Below are 21,021 nucleotides of genomic sequence, written 5' to 3' on the forward strand. Positions count from 1 at the left end.
AGATCCGATTTGAGAAATCATACACCCGCCTTTGGGTCCTTGGCGAGGAAGAGGCTGGCGGGAAGACTGGCCCCGAAACCGTCCATTCTTCATCGCTGGTCCAACCAGCGGCTCACGGTTAGGCACTCAAGATAGAAGTTGAATGCCGTTGTATGCTGTAATTGTAATCAGCTCACGGGACGCCAAAAAAGCGCGTGCGGACCACAGGAGGCGCGGGATTCAGACTGCAGATATCCGTAGGTACCTTGATCCTAGGACCTAGGAACCCCTCCGTGAGGACCTCCGGCTGATTTACGCGCTGTGCCGTTGAACGATAATCGTCAACCGACAGCCTCCTGCGCCAGGAGGTTCTACCAGGCGTCGCCGTAATTCGGGTTCGGCGCGGCTGATGTTTTCGTCGGTTTCGGTCCCTCTTGAAACGTGCTCGGACGCCGGACGGGGAACCAGATGCTTGATCGAACTGCCACCCCGAAGCCATTCGCAGGCGCGCTGCCGGAGCTGAACGGCTACGGCCGCGATCTGCGCATCGATGCCTGCCGTGGCATCGCGCTCTGGTGGATCTTTCTTGACCATGTCCCCAACAACATCGGGAGCTGGCTGACGCTGCGCAACTACGGCTTCAGCGATGCCGCGGAAGTATTCATGTTTCTTTCGGGTTTGACCTGTGCGCTGTCCTACGGCAAGGCACGGCAGAGCGGGGGCTGGAGCGGCGCGATCGGCCGGACGCTGTGGCGAAGCTGGGATATCTATGTCGCTTTTCTACTGCTCACCCTCGGCTGCGCCGTCGTGGTTCACCTCGCAGGCGGCGGCCCTCTTGCCGACAAGAGCAACACGCGCATTCTGTTGGATCAGCCGGGCGTGACGCTCGCGCACGCGGCGATCCTGCAATACCGCCCGGTGAATACCGACATCCTGCCGCTCTTCGTGCTTTATCACCTCTTGTTCGCGCCGCTGCTGTGGCTGCTGCTGCGAGCGCCGAACGCAACGCTGGGCGCGTCGCTGCTGCTTTACGCACTGGTGCACGTCTTCGGCTGGACCATCCCGGCATGGCCGAGCGGCCACTGGTTCTTCAATCCGCTGGCCTGGCAGCTGCCGCTTGTGCTTGGCGCGTGGTGGATCATCGAGGGCAAGCGATTTCGACCGTGGCTGACCTCGCGCACCGTGCTTGTTGCTGCGGTTCTCTATCTGCTGTTCAGCCTCATCATCGCATTGAGCTCTAGCGTCAAACCGCCGGAAGCGTTGGTCCCGCAGGCACTCCTGACGCTGTTTTACCCGATGGACAAATCGAACCTCGCTCCATTGCGACTGCTGCATTTTCTGGCCCTTGCAGTTTTGGCCGCATGGCTCGTGCCTCGCGATTGGCGAGGGCTGACGACGCCGGTGATGCGTGGCGCCATTCTCTGTGGCCAGAATTCGCTGCCGATCTACTGCCTTGGCGTTCTGCTGACGCTGGTCAGCCACCTGGCGCTGCTCGACATCTCGGAGGGGCTGACGATGCAGATCGCGCTCAGTGTTGGTGGCGTCCTGGTGATGGTCGTGGCGGCGGCGCTGCTGAATTTGATCGCGATCAAATCCAGGCAGCAGCCGCACGCGAAGGCCGTCGAGCAGCCAACCAGGTCTGAGCTGGTCATCAATCCCATGGCAGCCAGGGCGCTCGGCGTTGATATTCCGCCCGCGTTGCTCGCCTGTGCCGACGAGGTAGATCTACTAAAGATGCTGTTTGCCCCGGTGCGCGAGCCCGGCTGCGGCGCGGATCCAGTGCCAGCAATCGCGCACGCCTTCGGGCCACCAGCGAAAAGTGTGGGTCAGGACGTGGACTAGATCGCAAGGACTGACAGGGATTGTGGAGCCTGCCCCTTAATCTTGCGGTCATCGTACAGGAGCCAAGGCCATGATGTCTCAGCCAAGGACCCACAAGAGAGCGATGCTGATCGCGGCGTACGTGATGTTTGCCTGCGTAGCGGCATTTCTGTCGGTCAACCTGACATCACCCACCAGCGCCGCGCTCGGTGCGGACTGGCAGTGCAGCCGGTTTGCGCTCGTATTCACGAGCTGCATTCCGGTGGGTGCACACGAGACCGTTTCCGCTGGCATGCGCAAGCTGACCCACCAAAAGCCGCACGCCATGCTGCGAATGTGAGCGAAAATCAGAGGACACCCTCTTGCGGACCCGCTATCGTGCGCGCACCCCCTGTCCCTGTCGCTAGGGACAGACGGCAGCTCCTGAACGCGCTAGCTTGGCGGGACACAGCAGGAGAGCGAAGCTTGAGCACCGCGCCGCGCATCGACATCGACCCTGTCACGTTCTGGGCCGACCCCTATCCGATGCTCGCGACCATGCGCAAGGAGGCGCCGATCGCTTTCGTGCCGCAGCTCGGCTCGACGCTGCTGACGAGCCGCGACGACATCTCGATCTCCGAGAAGCAGATCGACGTGTTCTCCTCGCACCAGCCCGCCGGCCTGATGAACCGACTGATGGGCCATAACATGATGCGCAAGGACGGCGAGGCGCACCAGATCGAGCGACGCGCGATGTTTCCGACGGTGTCGCCGAAGACGGTGAAGGCGCATTGGACCGCGCAGTTCCAGGCGCATGCCGACCGCATCCTCGACGCCATCGAGCCCGGGCGGATCGACTTCATGCGCGATTTTGCGCTGCCGTTCTCGGGCGAATGCCTGAAGTCGATCACCGGCCTTACCAATATCGGCTTTGCCGAGATGGACGCCTGGTCGCAGGGCATGATCGAGGGCATCGCCAACTATGCCGGCGATCCCGCGGTCGAGGCGCGCTGCCATGCGGCGACGTCGGGCATCGATGCCGCGATCGACGACATCCTGCCGGTGATGAGGAAGAATCCGGACCAGAGCATTCTCGGCGTCCTGCTCGCCTCGTGCATGCCAATGGAGAGCGTGCGGGCAAATGTAAAACTCGCGATCTCAGGCGGCCAGAACGAGCCGCGCAAGGCGATCGCCGGCACGGTGTGGGCGCTGCTGACCCATCCCGAGCAGCTCGATCTCGTCCGGCGCGGCGAAGTCTCCTGGCTCCAGGCCTTCGAGGAATATGCCCGCTGGATCTCGCCGATCGGCATGTCGCCGCGCCGCATCGCCAAGCCATGGACGATCCGTGACGTGTTGTTCGAAACCGACGAGCGCGTGTTCCTGATGTTCGGCTCCGCCAACCGCGACGAGAAGCATTTCGAGCGTGCCGACCAGTTCGACGTGCGGCGCGACACCAGCAAAAGTGTGGCGTTCGGCGCCGGCCCGCATTTCTGCGCCGGCGCCTGGGCCTCGCGCGCCATGATCGCCGACGTCGCGCTGCCGACCGTGTTCGCGCGTGCCGGCCGGATCGAGATTGCCGATGACGAGCCGGTGCGGATCGGCGGCTGGGCGTTCCGGGGCTTGCAGAATTTGCCGGTGAGGTGGCAATAGCGCGCAAAGTGTCTGTGCTTCGCACCAACGGGGTTGAGGCACGCGCTTGCTACAGCTGAGGTGTCATCGCCCGCGAAGGCGGGCGATCCAGTACGCCGCGGCAGTCGTGTGAAGCATTGACGTCTCTGGAATACTGGATTCCCCGCCTTCGCGGGGAATGACAGTTGGGGCGGTGGAGGGAGCCTCGCCACGACAGCTCCCATTCGCCGATCATGCCATCATGCTCCTCTCTTGCCCGACGGGTCAAACGACTCGGCCTGCCGCGCAAGTCATTGATCGGGCTATGGTCGGCTACTGTGCATGGGGTTGTTTTCGACGCTTTATGTTCCGGCCCTGCATCGTCGCACCAAATCCGTGCGGCGCTCACATTCGCGTGCGGAAAAATTCTCCCTGCATCATCGCGGCCGCTTGAAAGATTAATCATGCACTTCGCCTCGCGCGCAGTGCTTGCATCGCTATTTTTCCCGGCGTCTCGACACTCCTCCCGCTCCGCACCATCATTCCCGAACGCGAATGAATGACGGCCGCAGGCGGCCGGGAGTGTGGAATGCAGCGTCGTGACTTTCTGAGACTTTCCGTTGGGACGGCAGCGGCAGCTGCGTTCGCCCCGCGCGCCGTCGCGCAAGGCGCGGTGAAGGAAATTCGTATCGGCTACCAGAAGACCGGCGTGCTGGTCATCACGCGCCAGCAGGCCACCCTGGAAAAACATTTCACGCCGCAGGGCATCGAAGTGAAATGGGTCGAGTTCTCCTCGGGGCCCCCGATGATGGAGGCGATGAATGTTGGCAGCGTCGACTACGGCGCGGTCGGCGATTCGCCGCCGGTGTTCGCGCAGGCCGCGGGCGCGGCGATCGTCTATGCCGCCGGCCAGCCCATCACCAATGGCCAGGGCATATTGGTGCCGAAGGATTCGCCGATCCGCTCCATCGCCGACCTGAAAGGCAAGCGTATCGGATTCACCAAAGGGTCCAGCGCCCACAATGTCGTGGTGCAGACGCTGGAGAAGGCGGGCCTCACCTATGCCGACATCACCCCGGTCTACCTGACGCCCCCGGACGCGGGTCCTGCGTTCGCCAACGGCAGTATCGAGGCCTGGGCGATCTGGGATCCGTACTTTGCGATCGGCGAGACCAAGCAGAACGGCCGCATCCTGATCAACGCGCGGGAGGTCACCAAGACCAATTCCTTCTACATCGCCAATCGCGATTTCGCCAGGAATCACGGCGCCATCCTGCAACAGATCGTCGATGTGACGACCGCGACCGGCAAATGGGCCGAACAGCACCGCGACGAAGTCGCCAAGTCGCTGGCCGCGATCACCGGCGTCCCGCTGGACATCCAGACCGTCGCCGCCAACCGCTCGAACTTCGTGATCGGTCCCGTCACCGACGACATCGTCACGACCCAGCAAGGCGTCGCCGACCGCTTCTACAAGCTCGGCCTGATCCCGAAGCCGATCGTGATCCGCGACATCGTCTGGCGCAATCCGGCAGCCTGAACGTGCCGACCAATCTCCCCGTTTCAAAAGGTCTGAACATGAGACGCATCGTTCAACGCGTGATCGCAGCCATCGTCATGTCGGTCGGCATCGTCGCGGCCGCCGTCGGCACGACCTATGGCTAGTCATCGGAGCCCATCCATGAGCCAATCCAAAAGCAACATCCTCTGGTTCCTGCCGACCCATGGCGACGGCCGTTATCTCGGCACCGGCATCGGCGGCCGCGAGGTCAACTTCAACTATCTGCGCCAGATCGCGCAGGCGGCCGACCAGCTCGGTTATTTCGGTGTGCTGCTGCCGACCGGGCGGTCTTGCGAGGATTCCTGGATCGTCGCCTCGAGCGTGGCGCCGTTCACCGAGCGCCTGCGCTATCTCGTGGCGGTCCGGCCCGGCCTGCAATCGCCGAGCGTGGCGGCGCGCATGACGGCGACGCTCGACCGCATCACCAATGGCCGGCTCCTGGTCAACGTCGTCACCGGCGGCGATCCCGTCGAGAACAAGGGCGACGGCATTTTCCTTGGCCATGACGAGCGCTACGAGGTCACCCGCGAGTTCCTCAACGTCTATAGCGACCTGCTTGCCGGCAGGACCGTCAATGTCGAGGGCAAGCACATCCATATCGAGGATGGCAAGCTGCTGTTCCACCCGGTGCAGTCGCCGCGTCCGCCGCTCTATTTCGGCGGCTCGTCGGATGCCGGCATCGATGTCGCCGTCGACACCGTCGACAAATACCTCACCTGGGGCGAGCCGCCGGCGCAGGTGGCTGAGAAGATCGCGAAGGTGAGGGACGTTGCCGCCGCGCGCGGGCGCAAGCTGTCCTTCGGCATCCGCCTTCACGTCATCGTCCGCGAGACCAATGAGGCGGCCTGGCAGGCGGCGGGCGAGCTGATCAAGCATGTCAGCGACGACACCATCGCCACGGCACAGAAGAACTTTGCGCGCATGGACTCGGTCGGCCAGCAGCGCATGGCGCAGCTGCATGGCGGCAGGCGCGACAAGCTCGAGATCGCGCCCAATCTCTGGGCCGGCGTCGGCCTCGTGCGCGGCGGCGCCGGCACGGCGCTGGTCGGCGATGCCCAGACCGTCGCGGCGCGCATCAAGGAGTATCAGGATATCGGCATCGATACCTTCATCATGTCCGGCTATCCGCATCTGGAGGAAGCCTATCGCTTTGCCGAGCTGGTGTTCCCGCTGCTCTCGCTCGACCACGGCAGCAACGTGACGCGGCTGCATCACAACAGCGGTCCGTTCGGCGAAACCGTCGGCAACGACTACCGTCCGCATAAACTGGCATCGCAATCATGAGCCTCATCGACAGTATTTCCCTGCCACGCAGGGTCCGCCTGCCGCGCGCGGACGGGCTGGTCCAGTGGATCGTGCCGCTCGCCATCATCGCGATCTGGCAGCTCGCCTGCGTCACCGGCTTCGTGCCGACGCGCGTGCTGCCGGCGCCGAGCGACGTCGCGCTCGCCGGCTGGAAGCTGCTGCTCTCCGGCGAGCTCGTGCGCAACATCTGGGTCTCGTTCTGGCGCGCCTCGATCGGCTTTTTGATCGGCGGCAGCATCGGCTTTGCCTTCGGGCTTGCCAACGGCCTGTCGCAGCTCTCGGCAAAGCTCACCGACACCACGCTCCAGATGGTCCGCAACGTGCCGCATCTGGCGCTGATCCCGCTGGTCATCCTGTGGTTCGGCATCGACGAGAGCGCAAAGCTGTTCCTGGTGGCACTCGGCGTGTTCTTCCCGATCTACCTCAACACGCTGCACGGCATCCGCACCGTCGATCCCCAGCTGATCGAGATGGGCCGCATCTACGGCATGAGCGACGGCGAATTGTTCCGCCGCGTGATCTTCCCGGGCGCGCTGCCCTCGATCTTCGTCGGCATCCGCTTTGCGCTCGGCATCATGTGGCTGACCCTGATCGTCGCGGAGACGATCGCGGCGTCCTCAGGGCTGGGCTACATGGCGATGCAGGCGCGCGAGTTCATGCTGATCGACGTCGTCGTGCTCTCGATCCTGATCTACGCCCTGCTCGGCAAGCTTGCCGACAGCGCCTCCCGCGTGCTGGAGCGGGCGACGCTCTCCTGGCACCCCGCCTTCCAGAAACGTTGAGCAGAAATACTAGGAATCATATGCAGACAGCCCTTCGGACCTCCCTTCCCGAAACCGAGATCGCCAGCCGCGCCAGTTTCGCACCTCACGCCCGCGTGGTGCGCGAGGAGCGGGTGGTGCAGACCAGCGGCCTGCCGCTCAGCATCCGTGGCCTACGCAAATCGTTCGGCGACAACGAGGTGCTGCGTGGCATCGACCTGCACATCCCCGCCGGCCAGTTCGTCGCCATCGTCGGAAAGAGCGGCTGCGGCAAGAGCACGCTGCTGCGCCTGATCGCCGGCCTGGACAAGATCGATGCCGGCAGCATCAGCTTTGGCAGTGACGTCCAGCCCGAGGACATCCGCGTGATGTTCCAGGAGCCGCGGCTGCTGCCCTGGGCGCGCGTTCTCGCCAATGTCGAGGTCGGTCTCGGCCGCGATCGTTCGTCTGCCGATGCGCATGCGCGCGCCGAGAAGGCGCTGACCGAGGTTGGCCTCGCCGACAAGCGCGACCAGTGGCCCTCGGTGCTGTCGGGCGGCCAGAAGCAGCGCGTCGCGCTCGGCCGCGCGCTGGTTTCCCGTCCGCGCGTGCTGGCCTTCGACGAGCCGCTCGGCGCGTTGGACGCGCTGACCCGCATCTCGATGCAGCGGCTGCTGGAGCGGGTCTGGCGCGACCAGGGCTTTACCGCGATCCTGGTGACCCACGACGTCTCCGAGGCGGTCGCGCTGGCGGACCGGGTGCTGGTGATCGAGGAGGGCCGGATTGCCCATGACGTCGTGGTTAACGCAGCCCGGCCGCGGGAGCGCGGCTCGGCCGAGCTGGCAGGCCTCGAAGGCTCGATCCTGAGCCACCTTTTGTCGGCGGACGATCGTACCTAAATAGAGGGAACCCCGCTTCGGGGACCACGCCATGAATGTAGTGCCTCGCGATCTCATGACTGAAATCCCCGTCTCGCCCGCCGATTTCCGCGGCGCCATGCGCCACCTCACCGGCGGCGTCAGCGTCATCACCGCCGGGCGGGGCAAGGACATCACCGGCATGACGGTGACCTCGGTCACCTCGCTGTCGGTCGAGCCGCCGACGCTGCTGGTCAGCATCAATCGCGATGCCTCGTCCTTCCCGCTGATCCGGCGTCACGGCGCCTTCGGCGTGAACATCCTCAACGCCGACCAGCTCGACGTCGCCGAGCGCTTTGCCGGCAAGGGCGGGTTCAAGGGCGCAGACCGTTTCACCGGCGCCCGGTGGGTGACGGCGGTCTCGGGAGTCCCGCTGCTGGTCGGCGCATTGTCGGCCTTCGATTGCGAGGTCGAGGAGATCGTCGAGCGGCATTCGCACGGCATCGTCATCGGCCGTGTCAGGGACGTCAAGAGTTCGACGCGGACTGCGGCGCTCGCCTATTGGCACGGCCAGTACGTGGCGGTCGACCAGGACGAAGACGCCGCAAGGCTCGCCGAGGTCAGCCTTCCCTCGCGCAGCCGGCGCGGCATTTGACCGCCGCGGGCAGAGGGCGCGGAAGGCTGGCCTTTTCCCACTCATCGCTCTAGAAGCGCCCTGAGCCGTCCCGCCGGGACGGCAATGGAGCGGAACGATGAAGCGCGTCGCGACCTGGGCCTTCTACGCCATCGGCGCGCTGGCGATCGCCTATCTCGCGCTCTACGCCTATGCGATGTTCAGCGGCCAGCCGATCATTCCCGGCGACCCCATCCACATTTTCCGCAAGCCGGACGCGCCGAGTTATTCGTGAGACTTGCGACCGTCATTCCGGGGCGCGCGTAAGCGCGAACCCGGAATCTCGAGATTCCGGGTTCGATGCTTCGCATCGCCCCGGAATGACGGGGATCACCCTCTCAGAATCGCCAGCGCCAGCGCCTGGGCGCGCGGCACGATGCTGTCGATCTCGAGATATTCCTCCGGCGTGTGCGCGAGCCCGCCGACCGGGCCGAGGCCGCAGATGGTGGGCGTGCCGACCGCGGCGGTGAAACCGGAATCGGCGCAGCCGCCGGAGAATTCGCCCTGGAGCGTGGTGAGACCGACCTGCCTTGCGGCCGCTTGATAACCTTCGAACAGCGTCTTCGAGGCCTCGCTCTGCACCACCGGCACGAACTCGCCCTTGATCGTCAGCGTTGCGCTCGTGCCCGGCACGTAGGAGGTTGCGACGATTGTCTCGATCGCGGCCATCACCGTGGCCCGGTCTGCGGGATCGACATAGCGCAGATCGATCTGGCCTTCGGCATAGGGTGCCGTCGTATTGACGGACTGGCCGCCGGAGACGAGGCCGACATTGAGCGTGATGCCCTTGTCGAGATTGGTCAACGCGTGGATCTGAACGATCTTGTGCGCGAGCTCGCCGATCGCGCTGACGCCGGCGGCGAAATTGGCGCCGGAATGCGCGGCTTTGCCGGTGATGGCCAGATGCATGAAGATGCCGCCCTTGCGCCCCGTGACGACGTTGCCCGTGGGGCGGCCCGGCTCGGAGTTGAACACCGCGCGCGCGGCGCGCCCCTCGCGCTCGATCACGGGACGCGACGAGGGCGAGCCGATCTCCTCGTCCGAGGTGATCAGCACCTTGATCGGATGCGGTGAGCCGCCGAATTTGTGGAAGGCGGTCGCCACGAACATGTTCATCACGACGCCGGACTTCATGTCGGCAACGCCGGGTCCATAGGCGCGCCCGTCGCGGATCGTGAAGGGACGCCGCCCGGCCTCGCCCTTGCCGAACACGGTGTCGCGATGCCCCATCAACAGCACCGGTTTCTCGTTGCTGCCGGGCTTTGCCACCTCGGCATGGATCGCATCGCCGAAGGTGGAATTGTTCTCGCGCCGGAACGGGATGCCGTGCTCGGCAAAGTGCCGCTCGAACCGCGCACCGACCGCATCGACGCCCTGCTTGTCGTAGGACCCGGAATCGATGTTCACGACGTCGCGCAAGAGATCGATCATCGCCTGCTTCTGCGACGCCAGCCAGTCCGTGATTTGAGCTTCAGACATGTTTACCCTCGTGTGGTTCTCACGCGGGGTTATAGGGGGTCCCGCGCGTCCGACCTAGTCGGCGAACGCGGTACGGCCATGCCAAGGTTCGCGGGTTTGGCGCGCACTGCCTCCCCATCGTCGTCCCGGCGAAGGCCGGGACCCATACCGCGAGGTCTATCGATTGTGGATGGTCGGAGTACCGAGCAGCGAGTCTTCGCCAAACTGCTCCCTGTGATTATGGGTCCCGGCCTACGCCGGGACGACACCGGGGGTGTGGACGCACAACGGCTCTCCTTCGCCAGGACGACACTGCGGGTGTGGGCACCAGCCTTAACGCTTCGGCTCCGCCATCGCCTCCACACCGCGGAGCTGGGTCGCGACGGTCAGCGCACCGATCTTCCGGCCCATGTCCTTGCCGACTTCGGTCGAGAACCGGTAGTGAAGGCCGGCCCAGATGCGCGCATTGGAGACTTCGTCGCTATAGTCCTGCAGCCGCGACCATTTGCGTGTGACCCCCGGTGCCGTGGGGCTGGTCAGAGAGAACTCGCCAAAATCCCCAACGACGCTCTGGAGCACGGTCGCAATCGCTGCCGACGTGATGCAGTGGGCGCAGGGATATTCCGGATGCATCGGCGTTTCCCCCAGCGGCAGCCAGGATGCATCACGAGGCGTTGCCGGATTCGACGTCAGGTCGGCGTTGCGTATGGCGGTGATCGGTCGCCAGAGATTGTAATGGTATTTTGCATCGAACACCGCAACGAGGGCGTCGTTGCCGGCAATTGACGTCAGCGCGAACAGTCGGGCGCAGTCGACGAGATCCATGCCCTTGGCCGTTGCAGCCTGCCTCACGATGGGATTGTAGGTGCGGGCACCGACCAAGAACCAGAATCGTCCGATCGTCGTTTGCTCGGGCGTGCGGGTCGAGCTGCCTCGTCTACCGACCTCGCGGATCTCGTTGACGTCTCTGGTCCAAACCTCTGAATCGAGCGCCGGCGGCGGTCCGGGGCGGAACTGTGATCCGGACGCCATGACCCACGGCGTTGTCGCACCCGTGGTCGAGAAAAGCGGGACGACGGTTGGAACATAGGCACCCGGTGTGGTCAGGGGCCGGTACGTTTCCACGGCGTTGCTGCCATCCTTCGCACGAAGCTCCATGATCTGCGCCGCAGCCTCTTTCCCGAGCGCGATGCCGGCGATCTTGGACTCGCCCTCGGTAATCGGTGCCAGCGCGTTCGTCAGTGTCGCATCCAGATCCGGCTTGAGGTCCGGATAGATCGACAGCAGCACGTCGTGAGCCGCAACTGCCGCTGCGGCTTCCCGCGAGGTCGCGCGGTCCGCGGACAACGAGATCTTGTAGGGCGCGTAGCGGCGGTCGATCGCGTTGACGGCTTCGAACACTGCGACGTGCATCATTGACAAGGCCCGGCTTTGCGGCGCCGGGGGAATTTGCTTTTCGGCAGCGATCGCATCGGCCTTGGCGTTCCAATCCATGATCACGTCAGCGCGTGCAAGCGGCACCGCGGCTGCGATCAGCGCTACGATCAGCGATAGGCGGGAGATGATCCACGACGAGCATTTCATGACGTGCCCTTTCGATGTGAAGGACGTTTCGCGCGGCCGTTGCGGCTCCGGCCGGCATCGCGTCGTGCTGCTCGCGGACTCTAGCGATCTTGATGCAGTTCGATTGTGAACTGCTTCACTCGCCGGTTGAGGCCTAACCGAGAAGCAGATCTTTCCTGGCCGCTAGAATAGTGGCGTTTCCGGATGGGTAGGCTTGGCTTACCGTTCGCGCTGCATTGTGGAGTCGGCTATAGTCGGCGCAAGCTGCCAGTTGGACGTGCCGAAGTCCGTGGCTCGATTTTCAAGGCAGTTCGCATGCCGTCGGCAGGCTGTGCCTTGCTCTCGTTTCAGAGCGTCTTTTCTAGGACGACATTGTCACCGGTGTAACCTCAACGGAGAGAAACATGCCGTTGTTCATCTCGTACGTCTCATACTCAAATGCCGGTATCAAGGGAATGGTCGACAAGCCGACCGATCGCACATCGGCCATCGGCGCGCTGGTCGAGAAGGCCGGTGGGAAGCTGCAGGGAGCTTTCATGACCACTGGTCAACACGATGCAGTGCTCGTCACGGAGTTTCCTGACGGCTCCGATGCCATTGCGATTGGAATGGTGGCCGCTGCGGCTGGCGCCGTCTCCAAGATCGAAACCGTACGCGCTTGGAAGATGAGCGAGTTCAAGAGCATCGCGGAGAAGGCTTCCAAACTCGTGAGCACCTACGTTCCGCCGGGCAAGTAGGCCGGCGCGGGCGCGACCAGGTCGGAGTATCTCCCCGCAGTCGTCCCGGCGAAGGCCGGGACCCATACCGCGTGATCTATCGATTGTGAGCGGCAGAAGTACCGAGCGACGGGTCTTCGCCAAACTCCTTCCTGGGGTTATGGGTCCCGGCCTTCGCCGGGACGACAGCTATTGTGTGGTGGCTGTTTGCGTTCCACTCAAAAAAATGCCCGGGCCAAGCCCGGGCATTCGTGTCCTTCACCGCGTGTGGTCCTTACGCCCCCACCATCGGCATCCGCGGATACTCACCCGGCGTCCCGGCTGGCGTAATCGGGATGCCGCCGTCGGCGTATTCGTTGAGCTTGTTGCGTAGCGTGCGGATCGAGATCCCCAGGATGTTGGCGGCGTGGGTGCGGTTGCCGAGGCAGTGCTTCAGCGTCTCCAGGATCAGGTCGCGTTCGACGTCCGCCACCGTGCGGCCGACGAGCGCGCGCGTCACCTGCTCGGCGGCCATCGTGGCATGCGCCACGGCCGGCACCGTCTTGGCGAGGTCGAGGCGGTCGCCGTCCGGGGTGAGGATCGCGTCGGGTCCGATCTCGTCGCCCTGCGCCATCAGCACGGAGCGGTGCATGGTGTTTTCGAGCTCGCGGACGTTGCCCTGCCAGCGATTGCGGGAGAGCACGCGGCGCGCTTCCGCCGAGATCGGGCGCACCGGCACGCCGTTGGCTTCGGCGTACTTCTTCACGAAGTGCTGGGCGAGCTCGAGGATGTCGAGCGGACGCTCGCGCAGCGGCGGGATCTTCAAATTGACGACGTTGAGGCGGAACAGCAGGTCCTCGCGGAACGTGCCTTCGCGCACGGCCTCGGCCAGATTGCGGTTCGAGGTCGCGATGATGCGGATGTCCACCGGCACCGGCTTGGTGCCGCCGACGCGGTCGATCACGCGCTCCTGGATGGCGCGCAGCAGCTTCGATTGCAGGCGGACGTCCATCTCCGAGATTTCGTCCAGCAGCAGCGTGCCGCCGGTCGCTTCCTCGAACTTGCCGATGCGCCGGGCGATCGCGCCGGTGAACGCGCCCTTCTCGTGGCCGAACAGCTCCGACTCCAGGAGATGCTCGGGGATCGCGGCGCAGTTGATCGAGATGAACGGCCGCTTGGCGCGGGCCGAGCGCGTGTGGACGTAGCGGGCCAGCACTTCCTTGCCTGTGCCGGATTCGCCGGTGATCATCACCGAGGCGTCCGAACCTGCGATCTGCTGCGCGAGCTTGATCACCTTCGCCATTGCCTCGTCGCGATAGACCAGCTCGCGGGAATCGTTGGCGACGGCGGCCAGCACCGCGGCGATCAGCTCCGGATCCGGCGGCAGCGGGATGTATTCCTTGGCGCCGGCGTGGATCGCGGCGACCGCGGCGCGGGCGTCGTTGGTGATGCCGCAGGCGACGATCGGGGCGTGGATGTGCTCGGCCTCGAGCCGCATCACGAGGTCGCGGATGTCGAGGGCGACGTCGACCAGCAGGAGGTCGGCGCCCTTGCCGCCGCGCAGCACGCGCATCGTCTGCTCGTGATCCTCGGCATGGGTCACGGTGGCGCCGTTCTCCATCGCGATCTTGGTGGCGGTGGTGAGCTGGCCCTTCAATGTGCCAACGATGAGAAGCCGCATGTCAGTCTCCTGTCCGTCTGGTCGCGCTGCCGCGCGTCATTCCCTGTGTTCGCGTAATAATTACGTGCGTTCGGTCTTGATGATTTCGGTCATGGTCACGCCGAGCTTGTCCTCGACCAGGACGACCTCGCCGCGGGCGACCAGCTTGTTGTTGACGTAGATGTCGATGGCCTCGCCGACGCGCCGGTCGAGTTCCAGCACGGTGCCGGGCCCGAGCTTCAAGAGCTCGCCGACGTCCATCTTGGAGCGGCCGAGCACGGCCGAGACCTGCACCGGCACGTCGAACACGGCCTCGAGGTCGGCGGCGGCGCGTGCCGCATATTCGTCCTCGCTGTAGCCGACATCGGTGCCGGTTGGCGGCATCGGGCCGTTGAGATCGGGCAGCGGGACCTGTCCGTCGGTGTCGCTCATGGCTTAGCTCCCCCTGCGGGACGCGATATAGCGTCCGACCATTTCGTCGATCTTGGCCGCGATGGCGCCGCGCTCCAGCACGACGCCGCCATCGGCCCATTCGATCCGGCAGTCGCCGGTCGCAATCTCCGGCTCGGCCAGGATCACCAGCCGGCCCTCGAAGCCGCTCTGCTTGGCGAGCCGCTCGATCTTCTCGCGGGCGCTGTCGTAGAGCTCGTCGTTGATGCGGACGACGAGATGCGGCGTCGCGACCAGGTGCGAGAAGCAGTCCTTGACCAGCGCCACGATCTCGCCGAGCGGCTCGGCGGCGACCAGATCGGCGCACAGCTTGCGCGCCACCGCGACCGCGACCTCGACCGCCTCGGTCTCCATCTTGGTCTCGATGTTGCCCATGCCCGAGGCGACGCCCCGGATCGCGATGTTGATCTCCTCCATGGCGAGCGCGACGCGGCGGTCGCTCTCGGCCTTGGCCTCGCGCTGGCCGGCAGCAAAGCCGTCCTGATAGGCGCGCGCCTCCGCTTCCGCGACCTTCTGGGCGATTTCGGCCGCCGACGCGGCCTTCTCGCGCGTCCGGTCCGGCGCGGCGAAGTCGGTGTCGAACAGGAATTTTGCCGGAGCGGCCATCAATACACCAGCTCGTCGTCGGCGCGGTTCTTGGTCAGCATGATCTCGCCCTTGGCGGCGAGGTCCTTGGCGAGGTTGACCAGCAGCGCCTGCGCCTCGTCGACGTCGCGCAGACGGACCGGGCCCATCGCCGCCATGTCGTCCTGGAGCATCTTGGCCGCGCGCGAGGACATGTTGCCGAAGAAGAAGTTGCGGACGTCCTCGTTGGCGCTCTTGAGCGCGACGCCAAGCTTGTCCTTGTCGACGTTGCGCATCAGGGTCTGGGCCGAGCCGGAATCCAGCTTCACCAGGTCGTCGAAGGTGAACATCAGCGCCTTGATGCGCTCGGCCGATTCCCGGTTGTCCTCTTCCAGCGAGGTGATGAAGCGCGTTTCGGTCTGGCGGTCGAAATTGTTGAAGATTTCGGCCATCACCTCGTGGGCGTCGCGGCGGCGGGTCTGCGACAGGTTGGACATGAATTCGGTGCGCAGCGTCTTCTCCACGCTCTCGATCACCTCCTTCTGCACCGCTTCCATCTTCAGCATGCGGTTGACGACGTCGAGCGCGAGGTCCTCGGGGAAGATGCCGAGCACGCGCGCGGCGTGCTCCGGCTTCAGCTTCGACAGCACCACCGCGATGGTCTGCGGATATTCGTTCTTGAGGTAGTTGGCGAGAACCTCTTCCTGCACGTTGGAAAGCTTCTCCCACATGTTGCGCCCGGCAGGGCCGCGGATCTCGTCCATGATGCCGTTGACGCGCTCCGGCGGCAGGTATTGCTGGAGCAGCCGCTCGGTGGCGTCGAAATTACCCATCAGCGCGCCCGAGGCCGACATCCGCGAGACGAACTCGAGCAGCATGTCCTCGACCGTGTCGACCTCGACGGTGCCGAGCGTCGACATTTCCAGCGAGAGCTGGCGCACCTCGTCGTCGTCGAGCATCGACCAGATCTTGCCGCCGTACTGCTCGCCCAACGCCAGCATCAGGATCGCGGCGCGCTTGGGTCCCGCCACCGCCTCGGACTTGCCGCCCGCACGGCTGCCCTGGCGGGCGCCGAGCGTCGAGATCACGCTGGTGATGTCGTTGGAGTTGGCGTTTTGCAAGTTGGCGGCCATGTCAGTTCACTTCTCGATCATTTCGCGGGTTCGGTCAGCCATTGACGGATGATGGCGACGGTTTCGTTGGGGTTGCGCTCGGCGAGCTCGCCGACGCGATGAACGGACTGGGCGTGGACCTGGCCCTGGATGGTGGCGACGTCGATCGCGCTGGCGGCGCCGCTGGGCAGCAGCGCCTGGCCGGCGGCCGGGGTGGCCTCGTCCGAGGCGGCCGGGCCGGCGAGCACGCCGCTGATGGCGGCGGCGACTTCGTCGGAGGCGAGGATGCGCTTGACCAGCGGGCGGATCACCAGGAACAGCACGACCAGGCCGAGCAGCATCATCACGCCGAGCTCGACGAAGTACATGACGTCGTCCTTGGTGAACTGGAGCATGCCGAGGAAGCCGCCAGGCTCGCCGATCGGGGCGGTGGAGGGGGCGTCGGCAAAGCGCAGATTGACGACCTCGACCTGGTCGCCGCGCTTCTGGTCGAAGCCGATGGCCGAGCGCACCAGGGTCGCGATGCGGTCGAGCTGCTCCTTGGTGCGGTCCTGATAGGCCAGCTCGCCTTTCTCGTTCTTGCTGTAGATGCCGTCGACCAGCACCGCGACCGAGATGCGGTTGACCCGGCCGGCCTCGGTCACCTCGGTCTTGGTGGTGCGGGAGATCTCGTAATTGTTGGTCTCCTCGGTCTTCTTGCTCTGGTCCTTGGCCGCGACGCCGCTGTTCTGCTGGTTGCCCGGCAGCTCGTTGTTGACGGTGACCTGGCCGTTGTTGTCGGCGGTCATGCTGCTTTCTTCGCGGGTCTGGCTCGAGCGCAGCACGCGGCCCTCGGGGTCGAACTTGTCCGAGGTCTGGGTGATCTTGTTGAAGTCGAAATCGGCGGAGAGCTGGACGCGGGCGCGGCCCGAGCCGACCACCGAGGAGACGATGTCCTCGACCTGCTTGCGCATCCGCTTCTCGAAGGTGGTGCGGCGCTCGTCGCCGAGCGCCTGCTCCGGATCGGTCGCGGCGCCGTCGGCGAGCAGCTGGCCGGCCTCGTCGACGATCGAGACCCGCTGCGGCTTCAGTCCGTTGACGGCGGAGGCGACGAGATGGCGGATGGCCCTGATCTGCTGCGCCTCCAGCGCGCCGCGGACCCGCACCACGATCGAGGCCGACGGCTCCGGCGCCTCGCGCGAGAATAGCGGGCGCTCCGGCAGCACCAGATGGACGCGGGCGGCCTGGATGCGGTCGATGGCGCGGATGGTGCGGGCGAGCTCGCCTTCCAGCGCGCGGAGATGATTGATGTTCTGGACGAAGGAGGTGGTGCCGAGCGCGTCCGACTTGTCGAACACCTCGTAGCCGACGCCGCCGCCCTTGGGCAGGCCGCCCTCGGCGAGCTTCATCCGCAGCCGCGTCACCTTGTCCTTGGGCACCATGATGATGGTGCCCTCATTGCGCAGCTCGAACTGGATGCCCTGGCGTTCCAGGTCTTTGATAATGCTGGAAGAATCTTCGACCGAGAGGTCCGTGAACAGCGTCGTCATCTGCGGCGTGGTGACCCGCATGATGACGAACGCGAAGAAGCCGACGAGCGCGGCGGTGACCGCGATCATCGCCCCGAACCGGGCGGCGCCGATACCTTTTAAAAAGTCCGCAAGACCTTGCAAGCAACCGCCCCGACCAATTCGACCCGCATTCCAGAGCGGTCGACTGGGCAATTATTGCCTAGGTGATGGTTTCGATATGGTTAACGAAGGTTAAGAGCTGGGACAAAAGTAGCGCCAAAGAACGAACAGGAACGATCATGAAAAAAATCGGCCTCGCAGGGCGAGGCCGATTTTCGTCAAAAGCCGCAGATTTCCGGATCGCTTACTGGCGATATTGCTGGATGCGGGTGGTGCGAAGACCCGCCAGACCGTGCTGGTCGATGGAAAACTGCCAGGAGAGGAATTCGTCGACCGTCAGCGTATAACGGCTGCAGGCCTCCTCGAGGGAGAGAAGTCCGCCACGGACGGCGGCGACGACTTCAGCCTTGCGGCGGATGACCCAGCGTTTGGTGCCGGGTGCGGGCAGATCTGCGATCGTCAGCGGACTGCCGTCCGGCCCGATGACGTATTTTACCCTCGGGCGATGGGGTTCTGTCATGGCGTACTCACAAACTCTCAACCACTGAACTCACGCCGTAACCCTACGCGCCGCGGCTTAAAAATCCGCTAAGCCTAAGGGTTCAATACAATTCTCGTTGAAACTTGCGGGAACGCGGCCGGCTTGGCGGGCTGGAGACGGAATCTCGGCCGGCCGGGCGGGGCAGAAGGTAAATACTTTACTAACAAATCGGGCCCGCGCGCGACGCTGCCAAGCCCTCAATCGTCGTCCTGGCGAACGCCAGGACCCATACCGCGTGATCTATCGATGAGACGCAGGTAGCAGTACCAAGAATGACTTCCTAACCACGAATCGTCGCCAAACTTCTCCCTGTGGTTATGGATCCCGGCCTTCGCCGGGATGACACCTTATGTGTGGCGTGGCGCCGCCGTCCTTAATTGCTGCTCGTCGCGATGATGCTCTTCACCTGGCTCAGCGTGTAGCTGGCGCCGTCGATGGTGAGCAGCGGCGGCGACTGGGTCAGGTCGACCGACGACACCACGCCCTGCACCTGCGCGGCGATGCCGACATTGTTGCCCGCCACGTCCTTGCCCGTGGCCGAGATCGTGTACTTGCCGTCGGGCCATTGCGTGCCGTCATTGCCCATTCCGTTCCAGGTGAAGGGAATGTCGGTGCCGGCGGCGGCGGTATATTTGCCGGTGAACACGGTTTGGCCGCTGGAATTGGCGACGGTGACGTCCACGGTCGAGTCGGTCGGCACGTTGAGATGCCAGGTCGCCGACGAGTTCTTCATGGTCGCGGTCGAGCCGTCGACCAGCGCCGTCTTGCCGACGAAGCCCAGCGCCTGGGTCGCCTGCGTGGTCTGCTGCAGGGTGACGAGCTGGGACAGCGCATCGTTGGTCTTGAGCTGCTGCTCGACGCCGGCGAACTGCACCAGCTGCTGGGTGAACTGGTTGGTGTCGAGCGGATCGAGCGGGTTCTGGTTCTGCAGCTGCGTCGTCAGCAGCGTCAGGAAGGTCTGGAAGTTGCCGGCCAGCGTCGATCCCGTCGTCGAGCTCAGCGAGTTCGACGAGGAGGATTTCGGAATGTCGGTCGTGCCGGAGACGACTGATGGGGCGGTGGCGGCATTCGTGGTGGTCATGATCGAATACTCCTCACACTCTGATGTCGACGCCGCTGCTCGATCCGAGCATGCGGCCGTAGCTGCGCCCGACAGGCGCTGCGGCAACGGTGTCGTCCTCGCTGATGATCAGCCGGCGGGCATTGCCGCCATTGTCGTTGTTCTGGCCGGAGTTCTGCCCCGACGAATTCTGGTCGCGCAGGCTGAAGGAGAGCCCGTTGCTGCCGGTCTTGAAGCCGGCATCGTCGAGCGCGCGCTGCAATTGCGGTGCGTCCTGCCGCAGCATCTGCAGCGTCTCCGGCTTCTCGACGGTGAGATGCGAGGTGACCTGGCCGTTGCGGTCGACATTGATGCGCACGTCGATGCGGCCGAGATCGACCGGATCGAGGCTGATGTCGAAGCGGGTCTTGCCGGCGCGCGCGGCGGCTGCGATCTCGATCGGCACGGCGTTGATCGGCACGGCCGTCGAGGTTGCCGCGGTCGCGGTGAGCGTTGCGGTTGAGGCGGTCGCAGCCGAAGTCGTATTGGTCAGCGGCGCCTGCACGGCGGAGGCGGCCTGCGCGCTGCTGTCGGTCGCGGTGACGGGGCCTTGCGCATTCGCATGGGCGTGCGTGGCCGGTGCGCCAGGGGTTGCATCGGCGGCGCGGTCGGCGGGACCTGTCTTCGCGTCGGTCGCGCCGGCCTCGTCTTGCGGCTTGGCCGCCTGCGGATGCACGGCGGCGCCCGTCGCGGTCGCCGGAGTTTGCGCGGTCGTGGCGTTCGCCTTGCCCGCGTCCTGGCCGATATTGGAGACGTCGCTCGCGCCTTGCGCGGTCGCGGCGGCCTTGAACGAGGTCTTTGGCGTGCCCTCACCGGCGGCGGCGATCAGTCCGCCATTGGTCTTGGCGTCGGTCGCGGTGCCGTCGGTGGTGCCGGTCGCAGCATCGGCGAGCGTCGCCGAGGTGTCGGCATCGACCTTGGCGCCTGCGGCCTTGGCGCTCTTGTCGCCAGGCGTTGCCGTATCGGCCTTGGTGCCGGCGATCTGCGCCGCGGTGGAGGCGCTGGCGGCGATGCCGGCGGCGGCGATCGTCAGCGGCGAGGAGGCGGCATCGCCGGCCTGGCTCGCCGCAGCGTTCGGATCGAGAGGCACGACCGGCGCGGCCACCACGACGCCGGGATCAGGCACGGCGGTCTGCGTCGCGTCCACTTGCGCGGCCGCTGCGGCATCGACGGCGGCGGCGAGCCCGTCGGTGCCGTCGGCCTTGTCGCCCTTGGTCTCGTCGGACTTGTCAGCCGATTTGGCGTCGGACGCCTCTGGCTTGTCCTTGGTCTTGCCGGTCTTGGTTGGACCCTTGGCCGGATCGTCCGTCGCCTCGCTCCTGGCGGGCGCGGAAGTGTCGGTGTCGTCGCTCGCCTTGCTCTGTGAGGAGGGGGCGGTCGAGGCGGTGTCGCGCGGGCTCTTGTCCGAGGCGGACGACGCCGAATCGGTCCGCCGCGGCGCGCTGTCCTGCGCCTGCGAGGCCGCGTTGTTGCTGATCGCCTGGGTGTTGCTGTCGACCAGCGAGCCGAAGGAGTCGTTCGTCGAATTGTCCTTCGGCCCTTGCGAGCGCGCAGTCTTTTGCTGCGCGCTCGGAACTGGCACGCTCGCAGCTACATCTGACGTCCGACCGACCACAGGCGACCCCTTGAAAACATCTTCGGCACAGGGGTAGCAAGGAGCGGGCCAGCCCCGCGCGACCAAATTTATCTTTGAAAATCAATATCTTGATGGATCAAAGTTGCCGCCGCAGGGCCCTCCGCGACCCG

21 protein-coding genes are annotated in these 21,021 nt (G+C 65.1%); 11 read left to right on the plus strand and 10 right to left on the minus strand.

The genetic code is table 11. The features are described from left to right. Positions 1-447: 447 nt before the first annotated feature. The 10 genes from opgC to XI08_RS17900 all read left to right on the plus strand — a co-directional run bounded on the left by opgC (position 448) and on the right by XI08_RS17900 (position 8,758). On the plus strand, positions 448-1,821 hold the full coding sequence (gene opgC, locus XI08_RS17855; RefSeq protein ID WP_271575391.1) for an OpgC domain-containing protein: 1,374 nt from the start codon (positions 448-450) through the stop codon (positions 1,819-1,821). 103 nt (positions 1,822-1,924) lie between these two features. Next, positions 1,925-2,140, plus strand: a complete 216-nt coding sequence (locus tag XI08_RS17860; protein ID WP_271575392.1) for a hypothetical protein — start codon at positions 1,925-1,927, stop codon at positions 2,138-2,140. A gap of 125 nt (positions 2,141-2,265) precedes the next feature. Continuing rightward, entirely contained in the window at positions 2,266-3,429 is a 1,164-nt protein-coding gene (locus tag XI08_RS17865; protein WP_271575393.1) for a cytochrome P450, read from the plus strand. 547 nt (positions 3,430-3,976) lie between these two features. After that, positions 3,977-4,927 (plus strand): sulfonate ABC transporter substrate-binding protein, encoded by a 951-nt coding sequence (locus XI08_RS17870; RefSeq protein WP_271575394.1) that lies wholly within the window; start codon positions 3,977-3,979, stop codon positions 4,925-4,927. 2 nt (positions 4,928-4,929) lie between these two features. Beyond that, positions 4,930-5,052, plus strand: a complete 123-nt coding sequence (locus tag XI08_RS17875; protein ID WP_256374870.1) for a hypothetical protein — start codon at positions 4,930-4,932, stop codon at positions 5,050-5,052. A 16-nt stretch (positions 5,053-5,068) separates the two neighbouring features. Next, the gene (gene ssuD / locus XI08_RS17880) at positions 5,069-6,232 is read left to right on the plus strand and encodes an FMNH2-dependent alkanesulfonate monooxygenase (RefSeq protein ID WP_442869835.1); all 1,164 of its coding nucleotides are present in this window, start codon (positions 5,069-5,071) and stop codon (positions 6,230-6,232) included. Further along, the gene (gene ssuC / locus XI08_RS17885) at positions 6,229-7,035 is read left to right on the plus strand and encodes an aliphatic sulfonate ABC transporter permease SsuC (protein WP_271575396.1); all 807 of its coding nucleotides are present in this window, start codon (positions 6,229-6,231) and stop codon (positions 7,033-7,035) included. Before ssuD ends, ssuC begins: the two co-directional genes overlap by 4 nt. A gap of 20 nt (positions 7,036-7,055) precedes the next feature. Further along, positions 7,056-7,892 (plus strand): ATP-binding cassette domain-containing protein, encoded by an 837-nt coding sequence (locus XI08_RS17890; RefSeq protein ID WP_271575397.1) that lies wholly within the window; start codon positions 7,056-7,058, stop codon positions 7,890-7,892. Positions 7,893-7,923: 31 nt separating this feature from the next. After that, complete coding sequence (locus XI08_RS17895; RefSeq protein WP_271575398.1) at positions 7,924-8,505, plus strand: flavin reductase family protein; 582 nt, start codon at positions 7,924-7,926, stop codon at positions 8,503-8,505. Between the two features lie 97 nt (positions 8,506-8,602). After that, positions 8,603-8,758 carry a hypothetical protein gene (locus tag XI08_RS17900; protein ID WP_027544964.1) on the plus strand — a complete coding sequence of 52 codons (156 nt, stop codon included), beginning with the start codon at positions 8,603-8,605 and terminating at the stop codon, positions 8,756-8,758. A gap of 95 nt (positions 8,759-8,853) precedes the next feature. Here XI08_RS17900 and XI08_RS17905 read toward each other — a convergent pair whose 3' ends face one another. Both XI08_RS17905 and XI08_RS17910 read right to left on the minus strand, forming a co-directional pair. Then, positions 8,854-10,002 carry a M20 family metallopeptidase gene (locus XI08_RS17905; RefSeq protein WP_271575399.1) on the minus strand — a complete coding sequence of 383 codons (1,149 nt, stop codon included), beginning with the start codon at positions 10,000-10,002 and terminating at the stop codon, positions 8,854-8,856. A gap of 312 nt (positions 10,003-10,314) precedes the next feature. Beyond that, complete coding sequence (locus XI08_RS17910) at positions 10,315-11,565, minus strand: vanadium-dependent haloperoxidase (RefSeq protein WP_271575400.1); 1,251 nt, start codon at positions 11,563-11,565, stop codon at positions 10,315-10,317. A gap of 383 nt (positions 11,566-11,948) precedes the next feature. Between XI08_RS17910 and XI08_RS17915 the strand changes: the two genes are divergently transcribed. Further along, complete coding sequence (locus XI08_RS17915; RefSeq protein ID WP_027544967.1) at positions 11,949-12,281, plus strand: GYD domain-containing protein; 333 nt, start codon at positions 11,949-11,951, stop codon at positions 12,279-12,281. Between the two features lie 253 nt (positions 12,282-12,534). Here XI08_RS17915 and flbD read toward each other — a convergent pair whose 3' ends face one another. The 8 genes from flbD to XI08_RS17955 all read right to left on the minus strand — a co-directional run bounded on the left by flbD (position 12,535) and on the right by XI08_RS17955 (position 20,890). Beyond that, positions 12,535-13,920, minus strand: coding sequence for a sigma-54-dependent transcriptional regulator FlbD (flbD, locus tag XI08_RS17920; RefSeq protein WP_271575401.1), 1,386 nt, complete (start codon positions 13,918-13,920; stop codon positions 12,535-12,537). A gap of 60 nt (positions 13,921-13,980) precedes the next feature. Beyond that, positions 13,981-14,331, minus strand: a complete 351-nt coding sequence (gene fliN / locus XI08_RS17925) for a flagellar motor switch protein FliN (RefSeq protein WP_028173120.1) — start codon at positions 14,329-14,331, stop codon at positions 13,981-13,983. Between the two features lie 3 nt (positions 14,332-14,334). After that, positions 14,335-14,955 (minus strand): FliH/SctL family protein, encoded by a 621-nt coding sequence (locus XI08_RS17930; protein ID WP_027544969.1) that lies wholly within the window; start codon positions 14,953-14,955, stop codon positions 14,335-14,337. Continuing rightward, entirely contained in the window at positions 14,955-16,046 is a 1,092-nt protein-coding gene (gene fliG / locus XI08_RS17935; protein WP_027544970.1) for a flagellar motor switch protein FliG, read from the minus strand. The genes XI08_RS17930 and fliG overlap by 1 nt, the downstream gene beginning before the upstream one ends. A gap of 17 nt (positions 16,047-16,063) precedes the next feature. Then, the gene (gene fliF / locus XI08_RS17940; RefSeq protein WP_271575402.1) at positions 16,064-17,677 is read right to left on the minus strand and encodes a flagellar basal-body MS-ring/collar protein FliF; all 1,614 of its coding nucleotides are present in this window, start codon (positions 17,675-17,677) and stop codon (positions 16,064-16,066) included. A gap of 202 nt (positions 17,678-17,879) precedes the next feature. Beyond that, positions 17,880-18,155: a CtrA inhibitor SciP gene (sciP, locus tag XI08_RS17945; RefSeq protein ID WP_002714638.1), complete on the minus strand. Its 276-nt coding sequence runs from the start codon at positions 18,153-18,155 to the stop codon at positions 17,880-17,882. A 394-nt stretch (positions 18,156-18,549) separates the two neighbouring features. Then, positions 18,550-19,257 (minus strand): flagellar hook assembly protein FlgD, encoded by a 708-nt coding sequence (locus XI08_RS17950; protein ID WP_025576516.1) that lies wholly within the window; start codon positions 19,255-19,257, stop codon positions 18,550-18,552. 13 nt (positions 19,258-19,270) lie between these two features. Beyond that, positions 19,271-20,890: a flagellar hook-length control protein FliK gene (locus XI08_RS17955; RefSeq protein WP_271575403.1), complete on the minus strand. Its 1,620-nt coding sequence runs from the start codon at positions 20,888-20,890 to the stop codon at positions 19,271-19,273. Positions 20,891-21,021 lie beyond the last annotated feature (131 nt).

Source organism: Bradyrhizobium sp. CCBAU 11361, from assembly GCF_028128935.1.
In the GTDB taxonomy this organism is placed as follows: Bacteria; Pseudomonadota; Alphaproteobacteria; order Rhizobiales; family Xanthobacteraceae; genus Bradyrhizobium; species Bradyrhizobium niftali.

What these genes read in the sequence shown, in the direction of transcription:
- opgC (WP_271575391.1), top strand. Translation starts at nt 448, where the DNA reads ATGCTTGATCGAACTGCCACCCCGAAGCCATTCGCAGGCGCGCTGCCG.
- XI08_RS17860 (WP_271575392.1), top strand. Translation starts at nt 1,925, where the DNA reads ATGCTGATCGCGGCGTACGTGATGTTTGCCTGCGTAGCGGCATTTCTG.
- XI08_RS17870 (WP_271575394.1), top strand. Translation starts at nt 3,977, where the DNA reads ATGCAGCGTCGTGACTTTCTGAGACTTTCCGTTGGGACGGCAGCGGCA.
- ssuD (WP_442869835.1), top strand. Translation starts at nt 5,069, where the DNA reads ATGAGCCAATCCAAAAGCAACATCCTCTGGTTCCTGCCGACCCATGGC.
- ssuC (WP_271575396.1), top strand. Translation starts at nt 6,229, where the DNA reads ATGAGCCTCATCGACAGTATTTCCCTGCCACGCAGGGTCCGCCTGCCG.
- XI08_RS17890 (WP_271575397.1), top strand. Translation starts at nt 7,056, where the DNA reads ATGCAGACAGCCCTTCGGACCTCCCTTCCCGAAACCGAGATCGCCAGC.
- XI08_RS17895 (WP_271575398.1), top strand. Translation starts at nt 7,924, where the DNA reads ATGAATGTAGTGCCTCGCGATCTCATGACTGAAATCCCCGTCTCGCCC.
- XI08_RS17900 (WP_027544964.1), top strand. Translation starts at nt 8,603, where the DNA reads ATGAAGCGCGTCGCGACCTGGGCCTTCTACGCCATCGGCGCGCTGGCG.
- XI08_RS17905 (WP_271575399.1), bottom strand. Translation starts at nt 10,002, where the DNA reads ATGTCTGAAGCTCAAATCACGGACTGGCTGGCGTCGCAGAAGCAGGCG.
- XI08_RS17910 (WP_271575400.1), bottom strand. Translation starts at nt 11,565, where the DNA reads ATGAAATGCTCGTCGTGGATCATCTCCCGCCTATCGCTGATCGTAGCG.
- XI08_RS17915 (WP_027544967.1), top strand. Translation starts at nt 11,949, where the DNA reads ATGCCGTTGTTCATCTCGTACGTCTCATACTCAAATGCCGGTATCAAG.
- flbD (WP_271575401.1), bottom strand. Translation starts at nt 13,920, where the DNA reads ATGCGGCTTCTCATCGTTGGCACATTGAAGGGCCAGCTCACCACCGCC.
- fliN (WP_028173120.1), bottom strand. Translation starts at nt 14,331, where the DNA reads ATGAGCGACACCGACGGACAGGTCCCGCTGCCCGATCTCAACGGCCCG.
- XI08_RS17930 (WP_027544969.1), bottom strand. Translation starts at nt 14,955, where the DNA reads ATGGCCGCTCCGGCAAAATTCCTGTTCGACACCGACTTCGCCGCGCCG.
- fliG (WP_027544970.1), bottom strand. Translation starts at nt 16,046, where the DNA reads ATGGCCGCCAACTTGCAAAACGCCAACTCCAACGACATCACCAGCGTG.
- sciP (WP_002714638.1), bottom strand. Translation starts at nt 18,155, where the DNA reads ATGACAGAACCCCATCGCCCGAGGGTAAAATACGTCATCGGGCCGGAC.
- XI08_RS17950 (WP_025576516.1), bottom strand. Translation starts at nt 19,257, where the DNA reads ATGACCACCACGAATGCCGCCACCGCCCCATCAGTCGTCTCCGGCACG.